This window comes from Aromatoleum toluvorans (genome assembly GCF_012910905.1).
GTDB lineage: Bacteria > Pseudomonadota > Gammaproteobacteria > Burkholderiales > Rhodocyclaceae > Aromatoleum > Aromatoleum toluvorans.
The window spans coordinates 62441-87632 of record NZ_WTVN01000011.1; the positions used below are offsets into that span (position 1 = coordinate 62441).

A 25192-nucleotide genomic window follows, 5' to 3' on the forward strand; every position below is an offset into this window, starting at 1 on the left:
AACGAAATGGACAAGAATCGTTATTTCAAGCGGACCGTGCTCGCACTGGCCGTGTCGATGGCCTTCCCCGTCTCTTCCGCCCTGGCGCAGGAGGACGTCGCGGAACTGATCAGCCCGAGCGAGGCCGAGGCCGGCGTCAAGCTGCAGTACCTCAACGACGTCAATCCGCTGTACCGCCAGTACTACGGCCTCAACAACGACGGCGTGAACGGCAGTGCCGACCTGAAGCTCATCCGTCGCTCCGACGAGGGGCGCTGGATGCGCCTCGAGGGTCGCGACCTGGGCCTGCGCACGCAGGAGTTCAACGCTTCGGTCGAGCAGCAGGGCGACTGGAAACTGGGGATCGACTACAACCAGATCCCGCGCTTCGCCCCTTTCGTGGCGCGTACACGGGTGACCGGCATCGGCCATGACACGCTGAACCTCGGCAATGTCTTCGACGACAAGGACCTGAAGACCGAGCGCACCGCGACCTCGCTGACCCTCACCAAGTTCATCAGTCGCAACCTGCAGGCGAACGTCATCTTCAAGAACGAGGACAAGAAGGGCGAACGCCTGTTCGGCGCCAACGGCAGCGCGAACGGTTTCGTCGGGCAGTTGTTCGCGCCCGAGCCGATCGACTCGAACCACAAGCAGATCGAGGCCTCCCTCGATTATGCGACCGAGAAGTTCTACGTCTCGGGCAGCTACTACGGCAGCTTCTTCGAGAACAAGGCGGGCAAGGGGTTGTTCGTCAATTACGGCACTCCGGCGGGACTCTTCGGCGGCAATCCCGTCGCGACCGCTGCGACCCCGACGCAGATGAGCCCGTTGTCGCTCGCGCCCGACAACCAGGCGCACCAGTTCGCGCTCGCGGGCGGCTACAACTGGAGCCGCGACACGCGCGCGAACTTCAAGGTGAGCAAGAGCTTCGCGAAACAGGACGACGACTTCCTGCCGAACTCGCCGCTCGTGCCCTACCTGTCCTCCATGACGCGCAGGGATCTCGGCGGCAAGGTCGAGACGACGAACGTGTTCGGATCGCTGACCTCGCGCCTCACCGACAAGCTCAACCTGCTGGCGTCGTGGGCGTACGAGGACCGCGACGATCGCACGCCACAGACCGGCTACGTGGTGGATGTGGCTCACGGCGGCGCGCTCATTCAAAACAACCCCGAGTCGCAGAAGACGCATCGCGGCAAGTTCGAGGCGAGCTACCGTCTGCCCCAGGGCTACAACCTGACGGCGGGCTACGACTACGACTTCCGGAAGTACGAAGGCATGGAAGAGCTGTTCCGTGATGAGGTCACGGAGCAGACCTACCGTGTCGACGTGCGCAAGTCCTTCGGCGACACCGTCAACGGCAGCCTGACGCTTGCGCACAGCGAGCGCGACGGTTCGAGATGGGGTAGTACTCCGTCATTTGTGAATGACGGCGTGCACGCGGTCGGCCTGCACTGGACCGCGCCGACGCAGTTCTCCGATCGCGAGCGTGACAAGGTCAAGGCGCTGGTCGACTGGGCGCCGGTGGATCCGCTGTCGGTGCAGTTCGCCTACGAGTACGGGCTGGACGACTACAAGACGCGTGTCTTCGACATCGGCCTGAACAAGGGACGTTCGGAACTGTTCTCGGTGGATGCCTCCTACCGCTTCAACGACAGGTGGAGGGCCAACATGTGGGCCTCTCACAGCACCAACGACATCGAGCAGAAGTCGCTCAACAGTACCTTCGGTTCGCTGTGTGACGGCTCGGGTGGGAACACCGCAGACAGGATCAAGAACACCTGCGTGCCTTGGGGCGCCAAGCTCAAGCTCAGCTCGAACGCGGTTGGTGCCGGCTTCGACGGCCAGATCAACTCGAAGCTGTCGGTCGGCGGGCAATACCTGTACAGCCGCGACGTGAATGAGTACGACATCAGCTTCGCGGACGCGGGCACCTTCTCGTCCATCCGCCAGGGAGCGGGTATCCTGCCGGACACCGAGTACACGCTCAACACGCTGCGGCTCTTCGCAAGATATGCCATTACAAAGGCTACGGCTATTCGTTTAGACTATGTCTGGGATCGGCGCGAGCTGGACGACTTCACGTGGTCGAACTGGACTTACTCGGATGGAACGCGCGTCCTGGTGAATCCGGATCAGATCACCCGCATCATTGCGGTGAGCGTCTCGCACGCGTTCTGATTCAACGGCAGCAACGACCGGGCCGGAGGCGGCCCGGTTCAGTCCGGAGACCGGGAGTCGCCGGACCAGGGGGAGGCATGGGCGCATCTGGCGCATCGCGTCAGCCAGTGGGCGCGCAACGTGCCGGCCCCCTTTTTTTCATGGCGCGAGGCCGCGCCGAGCATGGGAGCATTTACAAGTGAAGATACGCAACATTCGAGGTCTGCTGGCCGCAGCCGCGTCTGTGGCGCTGCTCTGGCCGTTGTCAGGCCTGGCGGCGGGCGAGGGCGCGGCGCCGGCCAAGCTCGACAATGCGACCTGCCTGAACTGCCACCAGAGTGGCAAGCCCGCGATCCAGATCGAGGACGCCGAGGGCGAAAAGATCAAGCTGGCGCCGGTCGATCCCGCCAAGGTGGCGAAGGGCGTGCACGCCAAGCTCGATTGCGTCGCCTGCCACACCGATATCGTCGACGCGAAGGAGAAGCACGAGAAGGCGCCGAACGCGGTCAAGCCCGACTGCGCCGGTTGCCACGAAAAGCTGTGGGACGAGGCGAAGAAGAACAACCAGGCGGCCGACAAGCCGCGCCTGGGCGTCGTCGTCGAGAACATCGCCGCCTACAAGGAATCCTTCCACGCACGGCCGGACGCGGATTATCCGGATCGCCCGAAGGCCGCGTGCCACCAATGCCACGCGACGCACGACTTCGCCGTGCCGCCCGCCGGTACGCCGGAGCGCGACCAGTGGCGCCTGACGATTCCCGAGACCTGCGGCACCTCGTGCCATGAGGACCATCTGGAGGATCTGGCCGAGTCCGTGCACGGTGAACTGACCGCGAAGGGCGACCCCAAGGGCGCAGTGTGCATCGACTGCCACACGACGCACGAGATCCGTGGCACCTCGACGGAACTCTTCAAGCTCAAGAACGTGCTCGCCTGCGGCGACTGCCACACGGAAGAGCTGCACAGCTACCGCGACACCTACCACGGGCAGGTGAACCGTCTCGGCTTCGTCTACACCGCCAAGTGCGCGGACTGCCACGGCAGCCACGGCATCAAGGCGGGCGACGATCCGAAATCGCGCGTGCATCCGGACAACCGCCTGAAGACCTGCCAGAAGTGCCACGACGACAAGAAGCCGGGCATGGTGAAGGCGACGGCGGGCTTCGTGACCTTCGGGCCGCACGCCAACACGCACGACTTCGAGAAGTATCCGAAGATGTGGATCGCCGGCAAGTTCATGACGGCCCTGCTGATCGGCGTGTTCGCCTTCTTCTGGCTGCACAGCGGCCTGTGGTACTACCGTGAATGGCAGGAGCGCAAGGAGCGCAAGACCGTGCCGCACGTGCGCACCGGCGAGCTGGGTGTGAACGAGGGCAAGCACTTCGTCCGCTTCGCCTGGGGCTGGCGTGTTGCGCACCTGTGCTTTGCGCTGGTGACGATGACCCTGGTGCTGACCGGCACGACGGTGATGTTTGCCGACAGCGCGTGGGCGCCGAAGGTTGCCGCGCTGCTCGGCGGGCCGAAGGTGATGGGCATCATCCACCGCGTCGCCGCCTCGCTCTTCGTCGGCATCTTCATGATCCACTTCGTGTACGTGATGTCGCGCCTGCTCCGCAATCGCAAGTTCCGCTGGTTCGGCCCGGATTCGCTGATCCCGAACTGGAAGGACTTCGCCGACTGCTGGGGTATGTTCAAGTGGTTCTTCGGCAAGGGGCCCAAGCCGCAGTTCGACCGCTGGACCTACTTCGAGAAGTTCGACTACTGGGCGGTGTTCTGGGGTGTGAACATCATCGGCTGGAGCGGCCTGATGCTGGCCTTCCCGCACGTGACGGCGAGCTTCCTGCCGGGCTGGGTGTTCAACGTCGGCACGCTGGTGCATGGCGAGGAAGCCTTCCTTGCGGCAGTGTTCCTCTTCACGGTGCACTTCTTCAACAACCACTTCCGTCCCGACAAGCTGCCGCCGCCGGATGTGGTGATGTTCACCGGTACGCAGTCGCTGGAAGAGTTCCGCCGCGAGCACCCGGCGCAATACCAGCGCATGGTCGAATCGGGCGAACTGGAGAAGTACCTGGTCGATGCGCCGTCGCGCCAGCTGCACGTCGGCTCGGTGGTCCTCGGCCTGACCCTGATCACCTTCGGCCTCGTGCTGCTGGTGCTGGTGGTGACGGGTTTCTTCAGCTGATCGCGGTCTGAAGCGGTAACGGAAAAGGGGAGGGCGACCTCCCCTTTTTTTCGTCCACGGCCCGGGCGCGGCAGTGTTACGCCCGGTCGTTACGATTCACTACATTTCACAAACAGTTGCGCAAACATGGCTTGCGAGACTGCACGCACACAAAAGCGCGAGCGGCAGCCACGATGCTGCCGCCGACGCTGCGGCGCACACGATTGCGCCGGACCCCGGACCCGATAACGACAACACCGGCCGGGTGGAGACGCAGGATAAAAACCAAAGGAGGAGGTGGTATGTCCGACAGGAACGGGCAAGCCGCGCATCCGGCCGCCCTGGATACCTTTCCGCGGCTGCTGATGCATCACGCCGCCGTGCGACCCGCGCGGCCGGCGATGCGCGAGAAGGAGTTCGGCATCTGGCAGACCTACAGCTGGGCCGAAGTCGCGCGCAACGTGCGGGCGATTGCGTGCGGGCTGGCGGCGCTGGGGTTCAAGCGGGGCGACCGGCTTGCGATCATCGGCGACAACCGCCCGCGCCTGTACTGGTCGGTGACCGCCTGCCAATGCCTCGGCGGCATTCCGGTGATGCTCTACCAGGACGCCGTGGCGCCGGAAATGGCCTACGTGCTGCAGGACGCGGAGATCCGCTTCGCGGTGGTCGAGGATCAGGAGCAGGTCGACAAGATGCTCGAGATCCACCCCGAGGTGCCTTTCCTCGAGCACGTGATCTACGATGACCCGCGCGGCCTGCGCCACTACAGCCAGCCGATGCTGATGGGCCTCGACGAGCTGCAGGAGATGGGCGGCATCCACGATCGCAACCACACCGATTTCCTCGACGGCGAGATCGACAAGGGCGCGGGCGACGACATCTCGGTGATGCTGTACACCTCCGGCACCACCGGCAAGCCCAAGGGCGTGTGCCAGACGCACGGCGCCTTCATCGCCGCGGCGACCGGCGCGATGCAGGTCGACGGGCTCACCGACCGGGAAGACATCCTGTCCTATCTGCCGATGGCCTGGGTGGGCGACCACCTCTTCTCCTTCGCGCAGGCGATGGTCGCGGGCTTCACGATCAACTGCCCGGAATCGGGCGACACCGTGATGACGGACCTGCGCGAGATCGGGCCGACTTATTACTTCGCCCCGCCGCGCGTGTTCGAGAACCTGCTCACGCAGGTGATGATCCGCATGGAGGACGCGAACGCCCTGAAGCGCAAGCTCTTCCACCGCTTCCTCGACGTCGCGCGCCGTTGCGGCGCCGACATCCTCGACGGCAAGCCGGTGTCGGCGGGCGACCGCTTCCAGTATTGGCTGGGCAATCTGCTCGTGTACGGCCCGCTGAAGAACGTGCTGGGCATGAGCCGCATCCGTGTCGCCTATACCGCGGGCGCGGCGATCGGGCCGGACCTCTTCCGCTTCTACCGCTCGATCGGCGTGAACCTCAAGCAGTTCTACGGCCAGACGGAGACCTGCGCCTACGTGTGCCTGCAGCCCGACGGCGCGATCAAGTTCGACTCGGTCGGCAAGCCGGCGCCTTTCGTCGAGGTGAAGCTCGCCGACAACGGCGAGATCCTGGTGAAGGGGCCGATGCTGCTGAAGGCCTACTACAAGCGCCCGGATGCCACCGCCGAGTCGATCAACGCCGAAGGCTACTTCATGACCGGCGATGCGGGCTACTTCGACGCGGATGGCCACCTGAAGATCATCGACCGCGCCAAGGACGTCGGCAAGCTCAAGGACGGCTCGATGTTCGCCCCCAACTACATCGAGAACAAGCTCAAGTTCTTTCAGCACATCAAGGAGGCGGTCGCCTTCGGCAGCGGCCGCGAGGCCGTCACCGCCTTCATCAACATCGACCTCGAAGCGGTCGGCAACTGGGCCGAACGGCGCGGCCTGCCGTACTCCGGCTACACCGATCTCGCGTCGCAGCCGGCGGTGTATGAGCTGATCCGCGACTGCGTCGAGAAGGTGAATGCCGACCTCGCCGCCGACCCGAAGATGAGCGGCTCGCAGGTGCGGCGCTTCCTGATCCTGCACAAGGAGCTCGATGCCGATGATGGCGAACTGACGCGCACGCGCAAGGTGCGCCGCAACTTCATCGCCGAGCGCTACGCGGTGCTGATCGATGCGCTGTTCGAGGGCAGGCCGACGCAGCACATCGAGACCGTCGTGAAGTACGAGGACGGGCGCGAGGGGCGCATCAGCGCCGACCTGCGCATCGAGGACGTGAAGACCTTCGCGCCGCAGGCGGCGAAGCACGCGGCATGAGGGGAGAGGCGATGATGATGAACGACATGCCGCAGGCGGTGCAGGCGCAGGAGCCGACGCAAGTGAGCGGACGCCGGATCGGCGACGTGGTCCTCGACCTGCAGAACATCTCGCTGTCCTTCGGCGGGGTGAAGGCGCTGACCAACATCAGCTTCGACGTGCGCGAGCACGAGATCCGCTCGATCATCGGCCCGAACGGCGCCGGCAAGAGCTCGATGCTCAACGTCATCAACGGCGTGTACCACCCGCAGGAGGGGCGCATCCTCTTCCGCGGCGAGGAGCGCCGCAGGATGGAGCCGCACATGGCGGCCGCGCAGGGCATCGCGCGCACCTTCCAGAACATCGCGCTCTTCAAGGGCATGAGCGTGCTCGACAACATCATGACCGGGCGCAACCTGAAGATGAAGTGCGGCCTGCTCGCGCATGCACTGTACTGGGGTCGCGCGCAGAAGGAGGAGATCGCGCACCGCGTGAAGGTCGAGGAGGTCATCGACTTCCTCGAGATCCAGGACATCCGCAAGACCCCGGTGGGGGCGCTGCCCTACGGCCTGCAGAAGCGCGTCGAGCTGGGCCGCGCGCTCGCCGCCGAACCGAATCTGCTGCTGCTCGACGAGCCGATGGCGGGCATGAACGTCGAGGAAAAGCAGGACATGTGCCGCTTCATCCTCGACGTGAACGACCAGTTCGGCACGACGATCGTGCTGATCGAGCACGACATGGGGGTCGTGATGGACATCTCCGATCGCGTCGTGGTGCTCGACTACGGCAAGAAGATCGGCGACGGCGTGCCCGACGAGGTGCGCGCCAACGAGGACGTCATCCGTGCCTATCTCGGCACGTCGCACTGAGCGGGAGCTTCGCAATGGGATTCTTTCTTGAAACCTTGTTCGGCGGATTGATGGCCGGCATGTTGTATTCGTTGATTGCGCTCGGCTTCGTGCTGATCTACAAGGCCTCGGGCGTGTTCAACTTCGCGCAGGGCGCGATGGTGCTGTTCGCGGCGCTGGCGATGGCGCGCTTCGCCGAGTGGATTCCGAAGTGGCTCGGGTTCGACAACCTGATCCTCGCGAACCTGCTCGCGTTCGGCGTCGCGATGGCGCTGATGGTGGTGCTGGCGTGGGTGATCGAGCGGCTGTGCCTGTCGAAGCTGGTGAACCAGGAAGGCATCACGCTGCTGATGGCGACGCTGGGCATCAGCTACTTCCTCGACGGACTCGGCCAGACCCTGTTCGGCAACGACATCTACAGCATCAACGTCGGCATGCCCAAGGAGCCGGCGATGATCCTCGAAGGCACCTTCCAGGGCGGTCTGCTGATCAGCAAGGAGGATCTCGTCGCGGCGCTCATCGCCGCAGGCCTGGTGCTCGCGCTGGCGCTGTTCTTCCAGAAGACGACGACCGGCCGTGCGCTGCGCGCGGTCGCGGACGACCACCAGGCGGCCCAATCGATCGGCATCCCGCTGAACCGTATCTGGGTGATCGTGTGGTCCGTCGCGGGCTTCGCCGCGCTGGTCGCGGGCATCATCTGGGGGTCGAAACTCGGCGTGCAGTTCTCGCTCTCGCTGGTCGCGCTGAAGGCGCTGCCGGTGGTGATCCTGGGCGGCCTGACCTCGGTGCCGGGCGCGATCCTCGGCGGGCTCATCATCGGCGTCGGCGAGAAGCTGTCCGAGATCTACCTCGGCTCCTTCTTCGGCGGCGGCATCGAGATCTGGTTCGCCTACGTGCTGGCGCTGGGCTTCCTGCTGGTGCGTCCGCAGGGCCTGTTCGGCGAAAAAATCATCGACCGCGTCTGACGCGGCTGCAATTCCCGGGAGAGTTTCCACATGCTCTACAGAGAAAACGGCCAGTTCAAGACGAGCTACGCGGCCGACCAGCAGATCTTCCCGATCGCGCAGGACCGCCTCGCGATCGGCCTGCTGCTCCTCGTCGCCTTCGTCGTGATGCCGATGGCCGGCTCGGAGTACCTGTTCCGCGCCGTGCTGATCCCCTTCCTGATCCTCGCGCTCGCCGCGCTGGGCCTCAATATCCTGGTCGGCTACTGCGGCCAGATCTCGCTCGGCACCGGCGCCTTCATGGCGGTCGGCGCGTACGCCGCATACAACTTCATGGTGCGCATCGACGGCATGCCGCTGATCGGCGCGATGCTGCTCGGCGGGCTCACGGCCACGGTCGTCGGCGTGCTGTTCGGCGTCCCGTCGCTGCGCATCAAGGGCCTGTACCTCGCGGTCGCGACGCTGGCGGCGCAGTTCTTCACCGACTGGGCTTTCCTGCGCATCAGCTGGTTCACGAACAACTCGACCTCCGGTTCGGTGAGCGTCGCGGGCTTGAACGTGTTCGGCCTGCCGATCGAGTCGCCGGTCGCGAAATACCTGTTCTGCCTCACGGTCGTGTGCGTGTTCGCTCTGGCCGCGAAGAACCTCACCCGCACCGCGACCGGCCGGCAGTGGATGGCGATCCGCGACATGGACGTCGCCGCGGCCGTGATCGGCATCCGCCCCGTGTATGCGAAGCTGACCGCCTTCGCGGTGAGCTCCTTCATCGTCGGTGTCGCCGGCGTGCTGTGGGCCTTCGTGCATCTGGGCGCGTGGGAGCCGGCCGCGTTCAGCATCGACCGCTCCTTCCAGCTCCTCTTCATGGTCATCATCGGCGGGCTCGGCTCGATCATGGGCGCCTTCTTCGGCGCGGCCTTCATCGTGGTCCTGCCCATTATCCTCGACCAGGTGCCGCATCTGCTCGGGATCCCGCTGTCGACGGCGACGACCTCGCACCTGGTGCACATGATCTTCGGCGCGCTGATCGTGTTCTTCCTGATCGCCGAGCCGCACGGCCTGGCGAAGCTGTGGAGCATCGGCAAGCAGAAGCTGCGCCTGTGGCCCTTCCCACACTGACCGGTGTCGCTACCGGTTCAACGTAGTCGTGATACCGCAAAAGAACGGCAGGCACGCCGCAAGTGCCATCCAAAATAGAGGAGGAGACACCATGAAACGCAAGGCTTTCGCACTCGTCGCCGCGCTGGCGGCATTCGGTGCCGGCACCCTGTCCGCGCCCGTCGCGGCGCAGCAGGAAGGCGACCAGTTCTTCCCGTTGCTCGTCTATCGCACCGGCGCCTATGCGCCCAACGGCACGCCCTGGGCCAACGGCAAGCAGGATTACGTCAAATACATCAACGCGACCGGCGGCATCAATGGCGTGAAGATCGGCTGGGAGGAGTGCGAGACCGGCTACGCGACCGACAAGGGCGTCGAATGCTACGAGCGCCTGAAGAGCAAGAAGCCCTCGATGATCGACCCCCAGGCCACCGGCATCACCTTTGCACTCACCGACAAGGCGCCGGTCGACAAGGTCCCGCTGGTCACGCTCGGCTACGGCCTCGCCGCGTCGCAGGATGGCGGCGTGTTCAAGTGGAACTTCCCGCTAATGGGAAGTTACTGGACCGCGGCCGACGCGCTGATCCAGCATCTGGGCAAGAAGGAAGGCGGGCTCGACAAGCTCAAGGGCAAGAAGATCGCGCTCGTGTATCACGACTCGCCCTTCGGCAAGGAGCCGATCCCGCTGCTGCAGAAGCGCGCGCAGATGCACGGTTTCGAGCTGGTGCTGCTGCCCGTCACCGCGCCGGGCGTCGAGCAGAAGGCGACCTGGCTGCAGGTGCGGCAGCAGCGCCCGGACTACACGCTGCTGTGGGGCTGGGGCGTGATGAACTCGACCGCGCTCAAGGAAGCCGTCGCGACCGGCTATCCGCGCGAGAAACTGCTCGGCGTATGGTGGTCGGGCGCGGAGCCGGACGTCAAGGACGTCGGCGCCAACGCCAAGGGCTACAGCGCGCTGGCGCTCAACCCGCATGGCACGGACTCTGTGCTGATCAAGGACATCCTCAAGAAGGTGCATGACGCCGGCAACGGCGCTGGCCCGCGCGAGGAGGTCGGCTCGGTGCTCTACATGCGCGGTCTGTTGATCTCGATGCTGTCGGTCGAGGCGGTGCGCACCGCGCAGGCGAAGTTCGGCAAGGGCAAGGTCATGACCGGCGAGCAGGTGCGCTGGGGTCTCGAGAACCTCAACGTCGACGAGAAGCGCATCGGCGAGCTGGGGCTGGCCGGTCTGATCCGTCCGATCAAGACGAGCTGCAACGACCACATGGGTTCCACTTCGGTGCGAATCCACTCGTGGGACGGCACGACGTGGAAGATGCAGCCCGACTGGTACGAGGCCGACAAGAGCGTGATCGATCCGCTGGTGAAGGAGGCCGCGGACAAGTACGCGACCGACAAGCAGATCAAGCGTCGCGACGCGAGCGACTGCGCGGCCTGATCGCCGCAAGCACGCCGCGGCCCGGCTCCGGCCGGCCGTGGTGTGCGGATGAGGCAGACCCGGTCGCTCCGCGCGGCCGGAGCGAAAACGACTTAGCGGATGAACCGATGGATACGTCGAACCTCCTCCTCAATGTGAACGGCATCGAGGTGATCTACAACCACGTCGCGCTGGTGCTGAAGGGCGTGTCGCTGCAGGTGCCCGAAGGCCGCATCGTCGCGATCCTGGGCGGCAACGGCGCAGGCAAGACGACGACGCTGCGCGCGGTGTCGAATCTGCTGAAGGGCGAGCGCGGCGAGGTCACGAAGGGCACGATCGAGCTCAAGGGCGAGCGCGTCGAGAGCCTGTCGCCGTCGGACCTGGTGCGCCGCGGCGTCGTGCAGGTGATGGAGGGGCGCCACTGCTTCGCCCACCTGACGATCGAGGAAAACCTGCTCGCGGGGGCCTACACCTGCCGGGACAAGGGCCAGATCGCCGCCAACCTCGACAAGGTCTATACCTACTTCCCGCGCCTGAAGACGCGCCGCGCGAGCCAGGCCGCCTACACCTCGGGCGGTGAGCAGCAGATGTGCGCGATCGGCCGCGCGCTGATGTCGAACCCGCGCATGGTGCTGCTCGACGAGCCCTCGATGGGCCTGGCGCCGCAGATCGTCGAGGAAGTGTTCGAGATCGTGAAGGACCTGAACGTGAAGGAAAAGGTCAGTTTCCTGCTCGCCGAACAGAACACCATGGTCGCGCTGCGCTACTCGGACTTCGGCTACATCGTCGAGAACGGCCGCATCGTGATGGAAGGCGAGGCGAAGAGCCTGGCGGATAACGAGGACGTCAAGGAGTTCTACCTCGGCATCTCGGGCGAGGGCCGCAAGAGCTTCCGCGATGTGAAGCACTACCGCAGGCGCAAGCGCTGGTTGTCGTGAGTTCCCCTTGGCGGTCGAAACGCCTGTGCCCGCCGCGGTCCGGGCCTGTCTCGCGCCTCGTTGGCGCGTGGCGGACGCCTCGGCACGAAACAGGCCCGGACCGCGGCTAAGTCACCGCCGTGTCGCCGGAATGTAAAAACGGCTCAGTCGAATGGCTCCGTTCGCCCTGAGCCAGCCGAAACGCGAGATCCGGGCAGGGCTTCGACAGGCTCAGCCCGAACGGAAATTGGGTGCCGAGTCGGTAGTGGCCCGGCCTGTGCAGGAATCTTGAGATGAACTACTACGACGCCAGAGAAACCCGTGACCCCGCCGAGCGCGAGCGGGAGCTGATGGCCCGCCTGCCCGCCCACATCGCCCACGCGCAGGCGAACGCGCCGGCCTTCGCGGCGCTGCTGGAAGGCGTCGATCCGGCGACGGTCACGAGCCGCGAGGCGCTTGCCCGCCTGCCGGTCACGCGCAAATCCGAACTGGTCGAGCGGCAGAAGGCGTCACGCCCCTTCGGCGGCTTCGCCGCCACGAAGTGGGGCCCGACCTGCCGCCGCGTGTTCGCGTCGCCCGGCCCGCTGTACGAACCGGAAAGCGCCCGGCCCGACTACTACCGCATCGCCCGCGCCTTCCACGCCGCCGGCTTCCGCGCGGGCGACCTCGTGCACAACACCTTCTCCTACCATTTCACGCCGGCCGGTTCGATGATGGAGACCGCCGCGCACGCGCTGGGCTGCACGGTGTTCCCCGCGGGCGTCGGCCAGACCGAGCAGCAGGTTGCCGCCATCGCCGACCTGCGGCCGAACGCCTACGTCGGCACGCCGTCCTTCCTGCGCATCCTCCTCGACAAGGCCGGGGAACTGGGCGTGGCGTCAAGCTTCACGAAGGCCTTCGTCTCCGGCGAGGCCTTCCCGCCTGCGCTGCAGGAGGCGTTCGCCGCGCGAGGAGTCTCCGCCTGGCAGGCCTACGCGACCGCCGACATCGGCCTCATCGCCTACGAGACTTCCGCGCGCCAGGGCATGGTCGTCGATGAGGACGTGATCCTCGAGATCGTCCGCCCCGGTACCGGCGACCCGGTCGCGCCGGGCGAAGTCGGGGAAGTCGTCGTCACGACCTTCAATCCCGATTACCCGCTGATCCGTTTCGGCACCGGCGACCTCTCCGCGGTGCTGCCCGGCACCTCGCCCTGCGGCCGCACCAACGTGCGCATCAAGGGCTGGATGGGACGCGCCGACCAGACGACCAAGGTCAAGGGCATGTTCGTGCATCCGGGGCAGATCGCTGCGGTCGCGAAGCGCCACCCGGAGATCCTGCGCGCGCGTCTCGTCGTCGATAACCCGGACCTCAACGACCGCATGACGCTGCACTGCGAGACGGCGCAGTCCGGCGAAGCGCTCGCCGACGCGATCGCCGCGAGCATCCGCGAACTCACGAAATTGCGCGGCGAGGTGAGCTTCTGCGCGCCCGGCAGCCTGGCCAACGACGGCAAGGTCATCGACGACGTGCGCAAGTACGATTGAAGACCGCGCGGCATCATTCCGGAGCATCGCGTCGCGCGGACGGTAGAATCGCGCGTCCCCACGAACCGATACCGACAGCATGAGACAGAAGCCCCTCGCGAACCTGCGCGTCCTCGACCTCACGCGCCTCCTTCCCGGCCCGCTCGCGACCCAGCACCTCGCCGACTACGGCGCCGAAGTCATCAAGGTCGAGGACACCGGCGCCGGTGACTACGCGCGCACGATGGGTGCGATGAACGGCGACACGAGCTTCTTCTACCAGGTGTGCAACCGCGGCAAGAAGAGCGTGCGCCTCGACCTCAAGCAGGCCGAAGGGCGCGAGCTGTTCCTGCGCCTCGTCGACACCGCGGATGTCGTCGTCGAAGGCTTCCGCCCCGGCGTGATGGACAAGCTGGGCCTCGGCTACGACGCGCTCGCCGCGCGCAAGCCGCAGATCGTCGTGTGCAGTATCTCCGGCTACGGCCAGACCGGCCCCTACGCGCTGCGCGCCGGCCACGACATCAACTACATCGGCTACGCCGGCGTGCTGGACCAGATCGGCACGGCGGGCGGTGCGCCGGCGATGTCCAACCTGCAGATCGGCGATCTCCTCGGCGGGACGATGACCGCGCTGTTCGGCCTGCTCGCCGCGGTGCTCGACGCGCGCGCCAGCGGGCAGGGTCGGCATGTCGACGTCGCGATGACCGACGCCGCGCTGGCGCACGCGATCTTTCCGCTCGCCGAAGTGCTCGCGCACGGTGGCGTGAAGCCGCGCGGCGAGGATCTCCTCACCGGCGGCGTGCCCTGCTACGGCGTGTATGAGACCGCCGACGGCCGCCACATGGCGGTCGGCTCGCTCGAAGAGAAGTTCTGGCACCTCGTGTGCGATACCCTCGGCCGCCCCGACCTCAAGCCCGCGCATCTCGCGACCGGAGCGGCGGGCGCCCGCGCGCGCGCCGAGCTCGCCGCGATCTTCCGCAGCCGCACGCAGGCCGAATGGACGGTGATCTTCGACGGCATCGACTGCTGTGTGACGCCCATCCTGCGCCTAGAGGAAAGCCTGGAGAATCCGCAGCTCCGCGCGCGCGGCATGGTCACCGAAGTCGAGGGCGTGCGCCAGTTCGGCCCGCCCGTGCGCCTGTCCGGCTTCGAGCCCGGCCCCTTCACCCCCGCGCCGCAGGCCGGCGCCGACAGCGATGCCGTGCTGACGGCGCTCGGCCTCGATGACGCGGCCATCGCGCGTCTGCGCGCATCCGGCGTGATCTGAGCGTCGACCCCGCGGGCGGCAGGGAGTAGAAGCCGCAGTCGCGGCGCTGCCCGCCGCAGGTTAAGCTGCGCCGATGCAAAGCCTGCTCCTTCTTCTTCCCGACTTCAGCCTGATCCTGCTCGGCGCCGTCCTGCGCCGCCACCTCGTCGACGGCGAAAGCTTCTGGACCGGCGTCGAGAAGCTGGTCTACTTCGTGCTCTTCCCGGCGCTGCTCTTCAACGCGCTGGCGACCGCCGACGTCGACCCCGGCCGGGCGCTGCCGCTTTTTCTCTCTGGGCTCGGCACGATGTTCGCGGGCTTCGTGCTCGGCTGGATCGGGCGCGGGCTGATGGGACTCGACGCGATGGGTTTCGCCTCGCGCCTGCAGTGCACCTATCGCTTCAACACCTACATCGGTATCGCCATCGCCGGCAAGCTGCACGGCGTGCCGGGCGTCGCGCTGATGGGCGGCCTGTGTGGCGCGATGGTGCCGTTCGCGAACCTGATGGCCGTCGGCATGCTCGCACGCCACGGGCAGGGCAACCTGCTGCGCGAACTGTCGCGCAACCCCCTGGTGCTTGCGACGCTCGCGGGCCTGCTGTTCAACCTCACCGGCCTGGATCTGCCCGGCCCCGTCACGTCCTTCCTCAAGCGCCTCGGCGATGCGGCTGTGGCGCTGGGGCTGCTCGCGGTCGGCGCCGCGCTGCGCTGGGAAATGGTCGGCGGGCGCTGGTCCGGCTCGGCGTGGATCGTCGCCGTGAAGCTGCTGCTTCTGCCCGCCCTGGCCTGGCAGATCGGCCGTGCGCTGGGGGTCGAAGGCATCGCCTTCGATACGCTGGTGCTGTTTGCGGCGCTGCCGAGCGCGAGCTCCGCCTACATCCTCGCGATGCGCATGGGGGGCGACGGCGCCGGTGTGGCGTGGCTGATTTCGGCAACGACGCTGCTGGCCGTGCCTACGCTGACCCTGTGGCTATACCTGCTGTGAGCGGGCGAGCCAGCGGGCCGGGCGCCGCGGCCGCCACCCGGCCGGGGCGTTCCTACTTGCCGCCGGCGGCCGCCTGCGGGTTTCCCGTCGCGCCGGCTGCCGAGGGGCTCGCGGCACCCGCCTGAGGAGCACCGGCCTGGGCGCCGCTCATGGCGGCCCACGGCCACATCGCGGCCGTCGCAAAGGGGTTGACCGGCGCTTCGCCCTGCGCCGAGCGCCCCGATTCGCGCGCCTGTTCGCTCATCGCCTGCACGGCGGCGATCGCCGCCCGCTGCACCTCCAGCCCCTGCGTCGTCATCTGCAGCATGCTGAGGTTCATCTTCAGCCAGTTTTCGACCGCCTTCAGGTCGGCGATGCGCTTGTCCAGTTCGCCGACATCCAGTGTCGGCGTAATCATCCCGGGCAGGGAGAAACCCATGCTGTTCCACATGCCGCGCACGAATTCGAGCGGATCCTTCGCCGAGTTGTCATTCGTCATGCCTCGCTCCCTTTATATGAATGCGTTTTCATCTTACTCCTCCTGGCCGGGAAGGCGATTCAGGAGCGCCCGCAGGCGTGCCGGCCGGACCGGCTTGTGCAGCAGCGGCAGCCCTTCGTCCTGCGCCTGGCGCAGCGTGTCGGGGCCGGTGTCGCCGGTGACGAGCACCGCCGGAATGTTCCCGCCCTTCCATGCGCGCAGGCTGCGGATCACCTCGATGCCGTTGCACCGGCCATCGAGCCGGAAGTCGCTGATGATCAGTTGCGGAACCGTCTCGTCCCGCTTCAGCGTGTAGATCAGCGTGTCGATATCGCCGGCCGCCGCCACACAGCAACCCCATGACGTCAACAAGCTCTCCATGCTGCCGCGCGCGAGTGGGTCGTCGTCGACCAGTGCCACGCGCAGGCCTTCCAGATCGCCCGGCAGGCGCTCGGCCTCCGCGGCGGGCAGGTCGGCCTCGGGCTTCGCCAGCGGCACTTCGACGGCGAATACCGAGCCCGCCCCGGGACTGGAGCGCAGTGTCAGGCGATGGCCGAGCAGCTCCGTCAGGCGCCGCACGATCGGCAGTCCCAGCCCCAGCCCCTTGTCGCGCGAGCGCTCCGGATTATGCAGCTGCGTGAATTCCTGGAAGATCACCTCGTGCGATTCGGCCGGAATGCCAATGCCGTTGTCGCGCACTTCGACACGCAGCCGGTCGCCGCGCCTGCGACAGACCACCAGCACGCGCCCCTTGCGCGTGTAACGCACCGCATTGCTCACGAGGTTGCTCAGGATGCGCTCGAACAGGACGGGGTCGCTGCTGATCCACGCATCGGTCGGCCGCGCCCTGAGTTCGAGGTCGCACTCCGCGGCGCCGGGGCCTTCGTCGGCCGCAATGCGGTCGAGCAGCGGCTGCAGCGGGAAGGGGCGCACGTTCGGTGTCACGACGTTGGCGTCGAGGCGCGAGATGTCCAGCAGGCTGTCCAGCAGGTTGCCCATGGCTGCCGCCGAGGCGCCGATGCGCTCCACGAGGCGCTGTGCGTCCGGCGCATGCTCGTGCTGTGCCAGTTCGGCGATGAACAGCCCCAGCGCATGCATCGGCTGGCGCAAGTCGTGGCTGGCCGCCGCGAGAAAGCGCGACTTCGATTGGGTCGCGCGTTCGGCCTCGTCCCTGCTCGCGCGCAACTCGGCGGTGGCCTCGGCAATCTGGCGGCTCATGTCCTCGTGTGCGCCGGCGAGCTGCGCCGCCATCTGGTTGACTCCGTCTGCCAGCGTGCGCAGGGTGCCGCCACCGATCGGCGGGACGCGTGCGGAGAACTGTCCGCGTCCGATGCGCTCGACCGTCACGGCGACCTGCCGGATCGGTCCGGTCACGCCGCGGCTCATGTAGTTCGCCAGCATCATGCTGCCGACCAGGACGAGCACGATCGCGACACTGCCGGTGAGCAGAAGCCCGCGCTGGCGCGCCTCGAGCCGCGCGCGCGACATGTCGACAATCACTGCTCCCAGCATGGGCGGCGCCGACGTCGCTGCGGCGCCGAGCGCGGTCGTGGACATGTCGTCGTCGAGATCGAGCGTGCTCGGGAGTACCGGCTCGATCACCCGCAGCGTTCGCGGCGTGTCGAGCAGCCGCGGCGAAGCGGCCAGACTGGAAAGCACGGACAGCGTGTTGTCCAGATACCCGCTGCGCGCCAGGGTTTCGCCGCCGCGGTCGACGATCAGCACGCCCGTCACGTCATCCTCGGCGAGCATCGCCATCGCCAGCCGTTGCAGCGTGTCGCGGTTGCCGGAAAACAGCGCATACTCGCTCGCCGCCGCGAGCTGCCGTGCGAAGGCCTGTCCGCGCGCCTGGTAAGCCTCCTCGTGGTCGGCAACGCGCGACCGGGTATAGAAGGCCGTGAGCACGATGGCCAGTACCAGCATGGGCAGCAGGGCCACCAGCATCACGCGTGCGCGGACGCCCCATGCGTCGATCATGGTCTGGCCTCCAGTTGGCCACCTTCGCGCTGGCGCAGGCGGGCCGTGATCCGCGTCGCCGGTTCCAGTTCGATGGCGAGCGAGCGCGCAACGCTAGGGTTGGTCGCGACCTCGAACTCGCGCGGCGCCTGGGGCGGCGGCAGTCCTCCGCCAGCGAGCACGCGCCGCACCGCATCGGCGGCCTGGCGGGCGATCTGCGTGGGGGTGGAATACAGCGCCAGCAGCGCTCCGGCATGGACATAAGCGGGCGAGAAGCCCACCAGCGGCGCACGGCGCCGGTAACTTGTCAGCAGCACGTTCTGGATCGTGTAGCTGTTGAACAGGGTGCTGTCGGGCAAGGCGAGCAGCACCGCCGGTTCGGCCAGGAGGCGCTCCAGCGCGGGGTAGATCTCGTCGACCGTCGAGATCTTCTCGATGTTGGCGTCGAGCTGCTGCTCCCGCGCCACGGATGCCAGCCGGCGTGCCAGCTCGTAGGAGGCCGGACTCGCGAGCAGGGCCACCGTCGGTTTGTTCGGCAGGGCAATGTTCAGCAGCGCGATCTGCCGGTGCGCGGGCTGGTCGAGGAAGATCGCCGAGTAACGCTCCGGGTGCGGGCCGTACTGGACGAACTCCAGCGCGTCACGGGGAATCAGCGTGTGCAGCACCGGGGCCGTCGGCGTGCGGGCGGCGACGGCCTTGGCGGCCTGCGTGCCTATCGTGACGATCACGCGTGCATCGCCGAGCACCCCGCGCTCGAGTTCGCGGACACCGTACACGGCGAAATCGCTGCCGGGAACGTCCGGCGCCAGCGCACTGCGCAGCGCGACGAGCGTCTCCTCGTACGCACCGCTCCGATCGGTGGTGACCACGACGACACGCTGGCTCGCGAGCACCTGGCCGCAGCAGTTGGCGACAAATACGAGCGCCAGCAGCAGGGCGCGCAGGATGCGATGGCCGTGGTGCGACATCGGTGCTCAGCGGGGCGGCCTGGCCGGCGCCGCGCGGATCCGGCCTCTGTCCGGGCAAGGGCCCGGACTGCGGGTTTCGCCGACACGCACGGACGCCGCGGCGAACGTCTGCCGAACCGGGCTCGGATGCGAAACTCGTATGCTCATCGAGTAATGATAATTTTCGGGCTGGTGGCGTGACAATGCGTGATGTCCGTGCGCAGCCCCGGATAACTCGCGATCGGAATATAACAGCGTGATTTTCTCCCATTTCTTCGCAGGAAGGGGGCGAGCTGCGACCTTTTGTGACAGTTTCGACGTGCTATCCTAACCGCTTTGCATCTGCAGCGTTTGGAGCGCGTCGTGACCCGGATCCTCATCGTCGAAGACCACGCACTTGTTCGTGAAGCGCTGGCGCAGACCCTTGCGCGCCTCGAGCCCGGCGTCGAGTGCGTCGAGGCCAAAGGCTCGGAGGACGCGCTTGCCAAGCTTGAGGCAAGTCCCGACTGGGACCTCGCGGTGATCGACCTCATGCTGCCGGACCTGAACGGATTTTCCCTGCTGGGCGTGCTCGCGAAGCGCTTCCCCGACATCCCCACCATCGTCGTCTCGGCCCTCGACGATCCTGCGTCGATCCGGCGTGCGATGAAGGGCGGCGCCTCGGGTTTCGTGTCGAAGGCAAGCTCGGGTGACGTGCTGCGCGAAGCCGTGCGCTGCGTTCTCGAGGGGGGCGTGTACGCGCCGGACAACGGCAACGACGCCGCCGCAAAGCGTGCCGGCGCCCCGGTGAGCGAACGCTTCGGCCTGACCGCCGGCCAGACGCGCGTGCTGGAACTCCTCGCCCAGGGCAAGACCAACCGCGAGATTGCCGATCTCCTCGGCCTGTCGGAAGGTACCGTGAAGGTACACATGTCGGCGATCTTCCGCGCGCTCAACGTCAGCAGCCGCGCTCAGGCCCTGATCGTCATCGCCCGCCACGGCCCGCGGCTCTGATCCGCGACAGGCGCCGCGTGGCGCCTCTCAGTGGGTACGCCGGTTCGCCTGCAGGCGCATCGGCATGTCGGCCGGCGACAGGTGGCCGCTCAGCTGCGGTTCGTCGTCATCATCCAGGGACGCCGCGGTGTCCGTGTGATCGAGGTTCATCAACTCCAGCACCTGCCGGGCGAGCGCGCGGCACGCGTTCGCGACGGCGGTCGGCAGGTGTTCGGGAATCTGCTTCTGCAGCAGCAGCTTGGTCCCCGACAAGGCCTGCACCGGATTCAGGATGCGGTGGCGGTAGGCGCCCATCAGCTGTGCGACGCTGCGGTCGACCGCCTCGCGCTGCCATGCGTTGGTCGGCCACTGCGTCGGCACCGCGTAGGCGCGCGGAAACATCTCCAGGTCGCGCACCACGGTGCGGATGTCTTCGTGTGATTCGCGGAACGGCAGCAGCACGATGTCCGACATCGCGTACAGCTTGCGGTCCATCTCCGTGCGGTTGCCGCCTCCGTCGATCACCCCGAGCCAGCCGTCGAGCGAACGCAGCTTGTCGACGACCTTGGTCAGCGCCTCGCGCGTGCGCGCGTCGGCCGTGATGTAACGGCGCCCCGCCGGATTCAGCGGTTCGCGCGATGTGTCGGTCAGCACGCATGCGGCGCGGTGGCCCAACAGGCCCAGGCCCTGCGACAGCATGTGCGACAGGGTGGTCTTTCCCGTCCCCCCCTTGTTCCCGATCACACAGATGATTTCAGCCATGCCGGTGTTCCTCGCTCGCGGCCCCTTCGCCGCTCGATTGCATTATCGGCGCGGGGCGCCTCGTGCAAGCGGCGAAAAAGCGCCCGGATAGTCCCGTTATTTCGCCGCCCGGCCGCCCGCCACCCGATAGACGTACAGCCGTGTCGCCCGCCGGTCGCCGACCTCGACGACCCCGTCCGGTTTACGGCCCGGAATCGGAAAACTGTTGCTTATCACGATCGCCCCCGCAGCGAGTTCCAGCTCCGCCTTGGCCCAGACGCGCGCCATCGGTACGGGCGACAGGAACGCATAGATCACGTCGTAGCGCGACCACGGTTCGGCGAAGAAATCCCCGCGACGGAAGCTGACGTTACCCGATCCGTGCGCGAGCAGGCGGCTCAGCAGCCACGGCGCGGGCGCGGCCTCGATGCCCTCGAAGCGGCTCTCGGGATACCGGCTCCCCAGCGGCCGCAGCAGGGCGCCGGTCCCGCTGCCGAGGTCGAGGAGCCGGCAAGGCCGGCCAGCCGGGAGCAGGGCTGCGACCGCCGCGACGGTCGCGCCGTTCGACAGGTACAGCGGCACCTGGGTGCGGAAGCTCGTCCAATACACGGCGAGCAGCAGCGCGAAGGCCGCCAGATACCAGCCCGGCGCAATGCCGAGCCGCCCGGCGACGATCAGCAAGGGCGCAAAGGTCGCGTGGATCGGCAGCCACCAGCGCGCGCTGCGCAGCATCGCCGCCGCAATGGTCGCTGCCAGCGCCTGAACGCCCACGAAGGGCCAGACCCCCGCCGGCAGCCAGCCCGTGCGCGCCAGCGCGGCGGCACATGCCCATCCGGCGATCTGGGCGAGCAGGGCCTGGAGCGCAGGGGGCATCGTGGGCGGGCGAAGGCGGCGGGGCGACCGGAAAACTGCCGTCAGCCAGCCGGAACGACCTTGCCCGGATTCATCAGGTTGTGCGGATCCAGCGCCAGTTTCAACGCGCGCATCGCGTCGACCGCGGCGCTGCCATGCTCGGCGACGAGGAAATCCTGTTTCCCGAAACCGATGCCGTGCTCGCCCGTGCAGGTGCCGTCCATCGCCAGCGCGCGCTCCACGATCCTGCGGTTCAGCGCTTCGGCGCGCGCGATCTCGTCCGGGCTGTCGGGATCGACCAGGATCACCGTATGGAAATTGCCGTCGCCGACATGGCCGACGATGGGGGCGATGAAGCCGCTCTCCGCGATGTCCGCACGCGCGCCGGCAATGCAGTCCGCGAGCCGCGAAATCGGTACGCACACGTCCGTCGTCACGCCGCGACACCCCGGGCGCAGGTTGATCGACGCGAAATACACGTCGTGGCGCGCCGCCCACAGCCGGCTGCGGTCCTCCGGGCGCGTCGCCCACTCGAAATCCTGGCCGCCGTTCTCGCGCGCGATCTCCTGCACTGTCCGCGCCTGCTCCTCGACGCCGGCCGGCGAACCGTGGAACTCGAAGAACAGCATCGGCGCCTCGCGCAGGTTCGTCTTGCTGTAGCGATTGATCGCCTGTACCGTCAGCGTGTCGAGCAGCTCGATGCGTGCGACCGGCACTCCCAGCTGGATCGTCTGGATCACCGTGCGCACCGCATCGTCGACATCCGCAAACGCGCACACCGCGGCCGACACGGCCTCGGGCAGCGGATGCAACCGCACGGTGAGCTCCGTGACGAGACCCAGCGTGCCCTCCGAGCCGACCATCAGCGCGGTCAGGTCGTAGCCCGCCGACGACTTGCGCGCCCGCCCGCCGGTGCGGACGATGCGCCCGTCCGCGAGCACCACCTCCATCGCCAGCACGTTGTCGCGCATCGTCCCGTACCGCACTGCGTTCGTTCCCGACGCCCGCGTCGACGCCATCCCGCCGAGGCTCGCGTCCGCACCCGGATCGACCGGAAAAAACAGGCCCGTGCCATGCAACGCCGCATTAAGCTGCTTGCGTGTGATGCCCGGCTGGATGACCGCATCCATGTCGTCGCCATGGACCGCGAGCACCTTGTTCATTGCCGAGAAATCGACGCTCAGGCCGCCGTGCAGCGCTAGCACGTGTCCCTCGAGCGAGCTGCCGACCCCGAAGGGCACGATCGGCACGCGGTGCGCGTGGCAGGCCCGCGCGATCTCGACCACCTCGGCGGTCGTGTGCGGCCACACGACCGCGTCTGGCAGCATGTCGGGGAAATGTGATTCGTCGTGTCCGTGGTGCGCCCGCACAGCCTCCGCCATCGAGAACCGTTCGCTGAAGCGTGCGCGCAACGCATCGACGAAACCGGCAGGCAGCGGATTGTGCGAAGCGGGTGCGGGGGGCGTCATCGGCGTCGACTCCAGGCAAGGGGCGGCCATCTTCGCCCATTTGCCACGTCTGGGCACGTCGCACTGCCGCATCGCCGAGCAGATCGGAGCCCGGAAATTGCCCTTTTCAAAAAAAGTTCCAATGGTGTTTGACACGCGCGTAATCATCCCCTATAGTGCGCGTCTTCCGCTTGGAGGGGTTCCCGAGCGGTCAAAGGGATCAGACTGTAAATCTGACGGCACTGCCTTCGAAGGTTCGAATCCTTCCCCCTCCACCAAGTTTCTGTGATCGGCCCGTTGTTCGGGTCGGTCAGGGTGTAAAGCGTTTCGTCTGCGTTGTATGCGGGTGTAGCTCAATGGTAGAGCAGAAGCCTTCCAAGCTTATGACGAGGGTTCGATTCCCTTCACCCGCTCCAGGCTTGGTGCGCTTGAGTTTTTACGGAGCCCATGTAGCTCAGTGGTAGAGCACTCCCTTGGTAAGGGAGAGGCCACGTGTTCAATCCACGTCATGGGCACCACAGTTTTTCGTGTTGTTGTGGTCGATCTGTTCGGTCCGGTTTTCTGATTCTGTCAAAGAGGTACTGGCATGGCTAAGGGTAAGTTTGAGCGGACGAAACCGCACGTAAACGTTGGGACGATCGGCCACGTTGACCATGGCAAGACGACCCTGACTGCGGCGATCACGACGATCCTGTCGACGAAGTTCGGCGGCGAGGCGAAGGCCTACGACCAGATCGACGCGGCGCCGGAAGAAAAGGCGCGCGGCATCACGATCAACACCGCGCACGTCGAGTACGAAACCGCGACCCGTCACTACGCCCACGTTGACTGCCCGGGCCACGCCGACTATGTGAAGAACATGATCACCGGCGCCGCGCAGATGGACGGCGCGATCCTGGTCGTGTCGGCCGCCGACGGCCCGATGCCGCAGACCCGCGAGCACATCCTGCTCGCCCGTCAGGTCGGCGTGCCGTACATCATCGTGTTCATGAACAAGTGCGACATGGTCGACGATGCCGAGCTGCTCGAGCTCGTCGAGATGGAAGTGCGCGAACTGTTGTCGAAGTACGACTTCCCTGGTGACGACATTCCCATCGTCAAGGGCTCGGCGCTGAAGGCGATCGAAGGCGACAAGAGCGACTTGGGCGAAGGTGCGATCATGGCGCTGGCCGATGCGCTCGACTCGTACATCCCGACTCCGGAGCGTGCGATCGACAAGCCCTTCCTGCTGCCGATCGAAGACGTGTTCTCGATCTCGGGCCGCGGCACCGTCGTGACCGGTCGTGTCGAGCGTGGCATCGTCAAGGTTGGTGAAGAAGTCGAAATCGTCGGCATCAAGCCCACGGTCAAGACCATCTGCACCGGCGTCGAAATGTTCCGCAAGCTGCTTGACCAGGGGCAGGCGGGCGATAACGTCGGCGTGCTGCTGCGCGGCACCAAGCGTGAAGACGTCGAGCGTGGTCAGGTTCTGTGCAAGCCGGGTTCGATCAAGCCGCACACCCACTTCACGGGTGAAGTGTACGTGCTGTCGAAGGAAGAGGGGGGTCGTCACACCCCGTTCTTCAACAACTACCGTCCGCAGTTCTACTTCCGTACGACCGACGTGACTGGTTCGATCGCGCTGCCGGAAGGCACCGAGATGGTCATGCCGGGCGACAACGTGTCGATCACGGTGAAGCTGCTGGCACCGATCGCCATGGAAGAAGGTCTGCGCTTCGCGATCCGCGAAGGTGGCCGTACCGTCGGCGCCGGTGTTGTCGCCAAGATCATCGAGTAATTGCCGCTGAAATCGTAGCAATTGCCTGATCGAAGGCGTCTCGCTGGCCGAGGCGCCTTGTAGTCTCTGCTGCAGGGGTATAGCTCAATTGGCAGAGCGTCGGTCTCCAAAACCGAAGGTTGGGGGTTCGATTCCCTCTGCCCCTGCCACTCAAATTCGTGGTTCTTTCTATCTAGATGGCCGATAAGATCAAGTTCGCGCTGGCTCTCGCCCTGCTTGCAGCCGGCGTCGTCGGCTTCTACCTGCTTGCCGAGCAAGCGATGGTGTTCCGCGTGCTATCGGTCCTGGCCGGTGTTGCGGCCGGAACCGCAGTTGCGTGGCAATCCGAACCCGGGCGCCGTTTCGTCGAATTTGCGCGCGAGGCAATCACCGAAGCGAAGAAAGTCGTGTGGCCGTCGCGCAAGGAAACGGTGCAGACGACCGGAATGGTGTTCGCCTTCGCCGTGGTGATGGCGGTTTTTCTGTGGCTGACTGACAAGAGCCTCGAGTGGGTCTTCTACGACCTTATCCTGGGCTGGAAGTGA

At 66.5% G+C, this 25192-nt stretch carries 20 protein-coding genes and 4 tRNA genes; 18 read left to right on the forward strand and 6 right to left on the reverse strand.

Annotated elements, in window-relative coordinates:
* Nucleotides 1–6: 6 nt before the first annotated feature.
* The 11 genes from GPA22_RS09220 to GPA22_RS09270 all read left to right on the forward strand — a co-directional run bounded on the left by GPA22_RS09220 (nucleotide 7) and on the right by GPA22_RS09270 (nucleotide 15518).
* Nucleotides 7–2163 (forward strand): MtrB/PioB family decaheme-associated outer membrane protein, encoded by a 2157-nt coding sequence (locus tag GPA22_RS09220; protein ID WP_169255798.1) that lies wholly within the window; start codon nucleotides 7–9, stop codon nucleotides 2161–2163.
* Nucleotides 2164–2341: 178 nt separating this feature from the next.
* Nucleotides 2342–4324 (forward strand): cytochrome C, encoded by a 1983-nt coding sequence (locus tag GPA22_RS09225; protein ID WP_169255799.1) that lies wholly within the window; start codon nucleotides 2342–2344, stop codon nucleotides 4322–4324.
* Nucleotides 4325–4605: 281 nt separating this feature from the next.
* Nucleotides 4606–6582, forward strand: a complete 1977-nt coding sequence (locus GPA22_RS09230; RefSeq protein WP_169255800.1) for an AMP-dependent synthetase/ligase — start codon at nucleotides 4606–4608, stop codon at nucleotides 6580–6582.
* 11 nt (nucleotides 6583–6593) lie between these two features.
* Nucleotides 6594–7430: an ABC transporter ATP-binding protein gene (locus GPA22_RS09235; protein ID WP_169255801.1), complete on the forward strand. Its 837-nt coding sequence runs from the start codon at nucleotides 6594–6596 to the stop codon at nucleotides 7428–7430.
* Nucleotides 7431–7444: 14 nt separating this feature from the next.
* Nucleotides 7445–8374, forward strand: a complete 930-nt coding sequence (locus GPA22_RS09240) for a branched-chain amino acid ABC transporter permease (RefSeq protein ID WP_169255802.1) — start codon at nucleotides 7445–7447, stop codon at nucleotides 8372–8374.
* A 30-nt stretch (nucleotides 8375–8404) separates the two neighbouring features.
* Nucleotides 8405–9469 (forward strand): branched-chain amino acid ABC transporter permease, encoded by a 1065-nt coding sequence (locus tag GPA22_RS09245; RefSeq protein ID WP_169255803.1) that lies wholly within the window; start codon nucleotides 8405–8407, stop codon nucleotides 9467–9469.
* 91 nt (nucleotides 9470–9560) lie between these two features.
* On the forward strand, nucleotides 9561–10886 hold the full coding sequence (locus GPA22_RS09250) for an ABC transporter substrate-binding protein (protein WP_169255804.1): 1326 nt from the start codon (nucleotides 9561–9563) through the stop codon (nucleotides 10884–10886).
* Nucleotides 10887–10993: 107 nt separating this feature from the next.
* On the forward strand, nucleotides 10994–11803 hold the full coding sequence (locus GPA22_RS09255; RefSeq protein ID WP_169255805.1) for an ABC transporter ATP-binding protein: 810 nt from the start codon (nucleotides 10994–10996) through the stop codon (nucleotides 11801–11803).
* Between the two features lie 272 nt (nucleotides 11804–12075).
* Nucleotides 12076–13308 carry a phenylacetate--CoA ligase family protein gene (locus tag GPA22_RS09260; protein ID WP_169255806.1) on the forward strand — a complete coding sequence of 411 codons (1233 nt, stop codon included), beginning with the start codon at nucleotides 12076–12078 and terminating at the stop codon, nucleotides 13306–13308.
* Between the two features lie 79 nt (nucleotides 13309–13387).
* A complete protein-coding gene (locus tag GPA22_RS09265) occupies nucleotides 13388–14554 on the forward strand; it encodes a CaiB/BaiF CoA transferase family protein (RefSeq protein WP_169255807.1) in 1167 nt (388 codons plus the stop codon).
* A 73-nt stretch (nucleotides 14555–14627) separates the two neighbouring features.
* Entirely contained in the window at nucleotides 14628–15518 is an 891-nt protein-coding gene (locus tag GPA22_RS09270) for an AEC family transporter (protein ID WP_169255808.1), read from the forward strand.
* Nucleotides 15519–15570: 52 nt separating this feature from the next.
* Here GPA22_RS09270 and GPA22_RS09275 read toward each other — a convergent pair whose 3' ends face one another.
* The 3 genes from GPA22_RS09275 to GPA22_RS09285 are packed head-to-tail and all read right to left on the reverse strand — an operon-like array spanning nucleotide 15571 to nucleotide 18899.
* On the reverse strand, nucleotides 15571–15996 hold the full coding sequence (locus GPA22_RS09275; protein ID WP_169255809.1) for a PhaM family polyhydroxyalkanoate granule multifunctional regulatory protein: 426 nt from the start codon (nucleotides 15994–15996) through the stop codon (nucleotides 15571–15573).
* A 33-nt stretch (nucleotides 15997–16029) separates the two neighbouring features.
* The gene (locus GPA22_RS09280) at nucleotides 16030–17952 is read right to left on the reverse strand and encodes a hybrid sensor histidine kinase/response regulator (RefSeq protein WP_169255810.1); all 1923 of its coding nucleotides are present in this window, start codon (nucleotides 17950–17952) and stop codon (nucleotides 16030–16032) included.
* A complete protein-coding gene (locus tag GPA22_RS09285) occupies nucleotides 17949–18899 on the reverse strand; it encodes an ABC transporter substrate-binding protein (RefSeq protein ID WP_169255811.1) in 951 nt (316 codons plus the stop codon). The genes GPA22_RS09280 and GPA22_RS09285 overlap by 4 nt, the downstream gene beginning before the upstream one ends.
* Before the next feature lie 342 nt (nucleotides 18900–19241).
* Here GPA22_RS09285 and GPA22_RS09290 point away from each other — a divergent pair, with 342 nt between their 5' ends.
* Complete coding sequence (locus GPA22_RS09290; protein ID WP_169255812.1) at nucleotides 19242–19871, forward strand: response regulator; 630 nt, start codon at nucleotides 19242–19244, stop codon at nucleotides 19869–19871.
* A 27-nt stretch (nucleotides 19872–19898) separates the two neighbouring features.
* On the opposite strand, the gene GPA22_RS09295 is transcribed toward GPA22_RS09290, so the two are convergent.
* From GPA22_RS09295 to GPA22_RS09305, 3 genes are all read right to left on the reverse strand, one after another.
* Nucleotides 19899–20612, reverse strand: coding sequence for a P-loop NTPase family protein (locus GPA22_RS09295; RefSeq protein WP_169255813.1), 714 nt, complete (start codon nucleotides 20610–20612; stop codon nucleotides 19899–19901).
* Between the two features lie 96 nt (nucleotides 20613–20708).
* Nucleotides 20709–21464, reverse strand: a complete 756-nt coding sequence (locus GPA22_RS09300; protein WP_169255814.1) for a class I SAM-dependent methyltransferase — start codon at nucleotides 21462–21464, stop codon at nucleotides 20709–20711.
* A gap of 41 nt (nucleotides 21465–21505) precedes the next feature.
* Nucleotides 21506–22912, reverse strand: a complete 1407-nt coding sequence (locus tag GPA22_RS09305) for an FAD-binding oxidoreductase (RefSeq protein ID WP_169255815.1) — start codon at nucleotides 22910–22912, stop codon at nucleotides 21506–21508.
* A gap of 172 nt (nucleotides 22913–23084) precedes the next feature.
* On the opposite strand from GPA22_RS09305, the gene GPA22_RS09310 reads away from it, so the two are divergent.
* The 6 genes from GPA22_RS09310 to secE all read left to right on the forward strand — a co-directional run bounded on the left by GPA22_RS09310 (nucleotide 23085) and on the right by secE (nucleotide 25192).
* Nucleotides 23085–23169 (forward strand) — tRNA-Tyr (locus GPA22_RS09310).
* A gap of 64 nt (nucleotides 23170–23233) precedes the next feature.
* Nucleotides 23234–23307: transfer RNA gene (locus GPA22_RS09315), tRNA-Gly, on the forward strand.
* Nucleotides 23308–23334: 27 nt separating this feature from the next.
* A tRNA-Thr gene (locus tag GPA22_RS09320) sits at nucleotides 23335–23409 on the forward strand.
* Between the two features lie 68 nt (nucleotides 23410–23477).
* Nucleotides 23478–24668: an elongation factor Tu gene (tuf, locus tag GPA22_RS09325; RefSeq protein ID WP_169255816.1), complete on the forward strand. Its 1191-nt coding sequence runs from the start codon at nucleotides 23478–23480 to the stop codon at nucleotides 24666–24668.
* Between the two features lie 73 nt (nucleotides 24669–24741).
* Nucleotides 24742–24817: transfer RNA gene (locus GPA22_RS09330), tRNA-Trp, on the forward strand.
* Between the two features lie 27 nt (nucleotides 24818–24844).
* Nucleotides 24845–25192 (forward strand): preprotein translocase subunit SecE, encoded by a 348-nt coding sequence (secE, locus tag GPA22_RS09335; protein WP_169255817.1) that lies wholly within the window; start codon nucleotides 24845–24847, stop codon nucleotides 25190–25192.

What these genes read in the sequence shown, in the direction of transcription:
- GPA22_RS09240 (WP_169255802.1), top strand. Translation starts at nt 7,445, where the DNA reads ATGGGATTCTTTCTTGAAACCTTGTTCGGCGGATTGATGGCCGGCATG.
- GPA22_RS09235 (WP_169255801.1), top strand. Translation starts at nt 6,594, where the DNA reads ATGATGATGAACGACATGCCGCAGGCGGTGCAGGCGCAGGAGCCGACG.
- GPA22_RS09255 (WP_169255805.1), top strand. Translation starts at nt 10,994, where the DNA reads ATGGATACGTCGAACCTCCTCCTCAATGTGAACGGCATCGAGGTGATC.
- GPA22_RS09230 (WP_169255800.1), top strand. Translation starts at nt 4,606, where the DNA reads ATGTCCGACAGGAACGGGCAAGCCGCGCATCCGGCCGCCCTGGATACC.
- GPA22_RS09295 (WP_169255813.1), bottom strand. Translation starts at nt 20,612, where the DNA reads ATGGCTGAAATCATCTGTGTGATCGGGAACAAGGGGGGGACGGGAAAG.
- GPA22_RS09265 (WP_169255807.1), top strand. Translation starts at nt 13,388, where the DNA reads ATGAGACAGAAGCCCCTCGCGAACCTGCGCGTCCTCGACCTCACGCGC.
- GPA22_RS09245 (WP_169255803.1), top strand. Translation starts at nt 8,405, where the DNA reads ATGCTCTACAGAGAAAACGGCCAGTTCAAGACGAGCTACGCGGCCGAC.
- GPA22_RS09285 (WP_169255811.1), bottom strand. Translation starts at nt 18,899, where the DNA reads ATGTCGCACCACGGCCATCGCATCCTGCGCGCCCTGCTGCTGGCGCTC.
- GPA22_RS09305 (WP_169255815.1), bottom strand. Translation starts at nt 22,912, where the DNA reads ATGACGCCCCCCGCACCCGCTTCGCACAATCCGCTGCCTGCCGGTTTC.
- tuf (WP_169255816.1), top strand. Translation starts at nt 23,478, where the DNA reads ATGGCTAAGGGTAAGTTTGAGCGGACGAAACCGCACGTAAACGTTGGG.
- GPA22_RS09260 (WP_169255806.1), top strand. Translation starts at nt 12,076, where the DNA reads ATGAACTACTACGACGCCAGAGAAACCCGTGACCCCGCCGAGCGCGAG.
- secE (WP_169255817.1), top strand. Translation starts at nt 24,845, where the DNA reads ATGGCCGATAAGATCAAGTTCGCGCTGGCTCTCGCCCTGCTTGCAGCC.
- GPA22_RS09270 (WP_169255808.1), top strand. Translation starts at nt 14,628, where the DNA reads ATGCAAAGCCTGCTCCTTCTTCTTCCCGACTTCAGCCTGATCCTGCTC.
- GPA22_RS09275 (WP_169255809.1), bottom strand. Translation starts at nt 15,996, where the DNA reads ATGACGAATGACAACTCGGCGAAGGATCCGCTCGAATTCGTGCGCGGC.
- GPA22_RS09250 (WP_169255804.1), top strand. Translation starts at nt 9,561, where the DNA reads ATGAAACGCAAGGCTTTCGCACTCGTCGCCGCGCTGGCGGCATTCGGT.
- GPA22_RS09300 (WP_169255814.1), bottom strand. Translation starts at nt 21,464, where the DNA reads ATGCCCCCTGCGCTCCAGGCCCTGCTCGCCCAGATCGCCGGATGGGCA.
- GPA22_RS09220 (WP_169255798.1), top strand. Translation starts at nt 7, where the DNA reads ATGGACAAGAATCGTTATTTCAAGCGGACCGTGCTCGCACTGGCCGTG.
- GPA22_RS09280 (WP_169255810.1), bottom strand. Translation starts at nt 17,952, where the DNA reads ATGATCGACGCATGGGGCGTCCGCGCACGCGTGATGCTGGTGGCCCTG.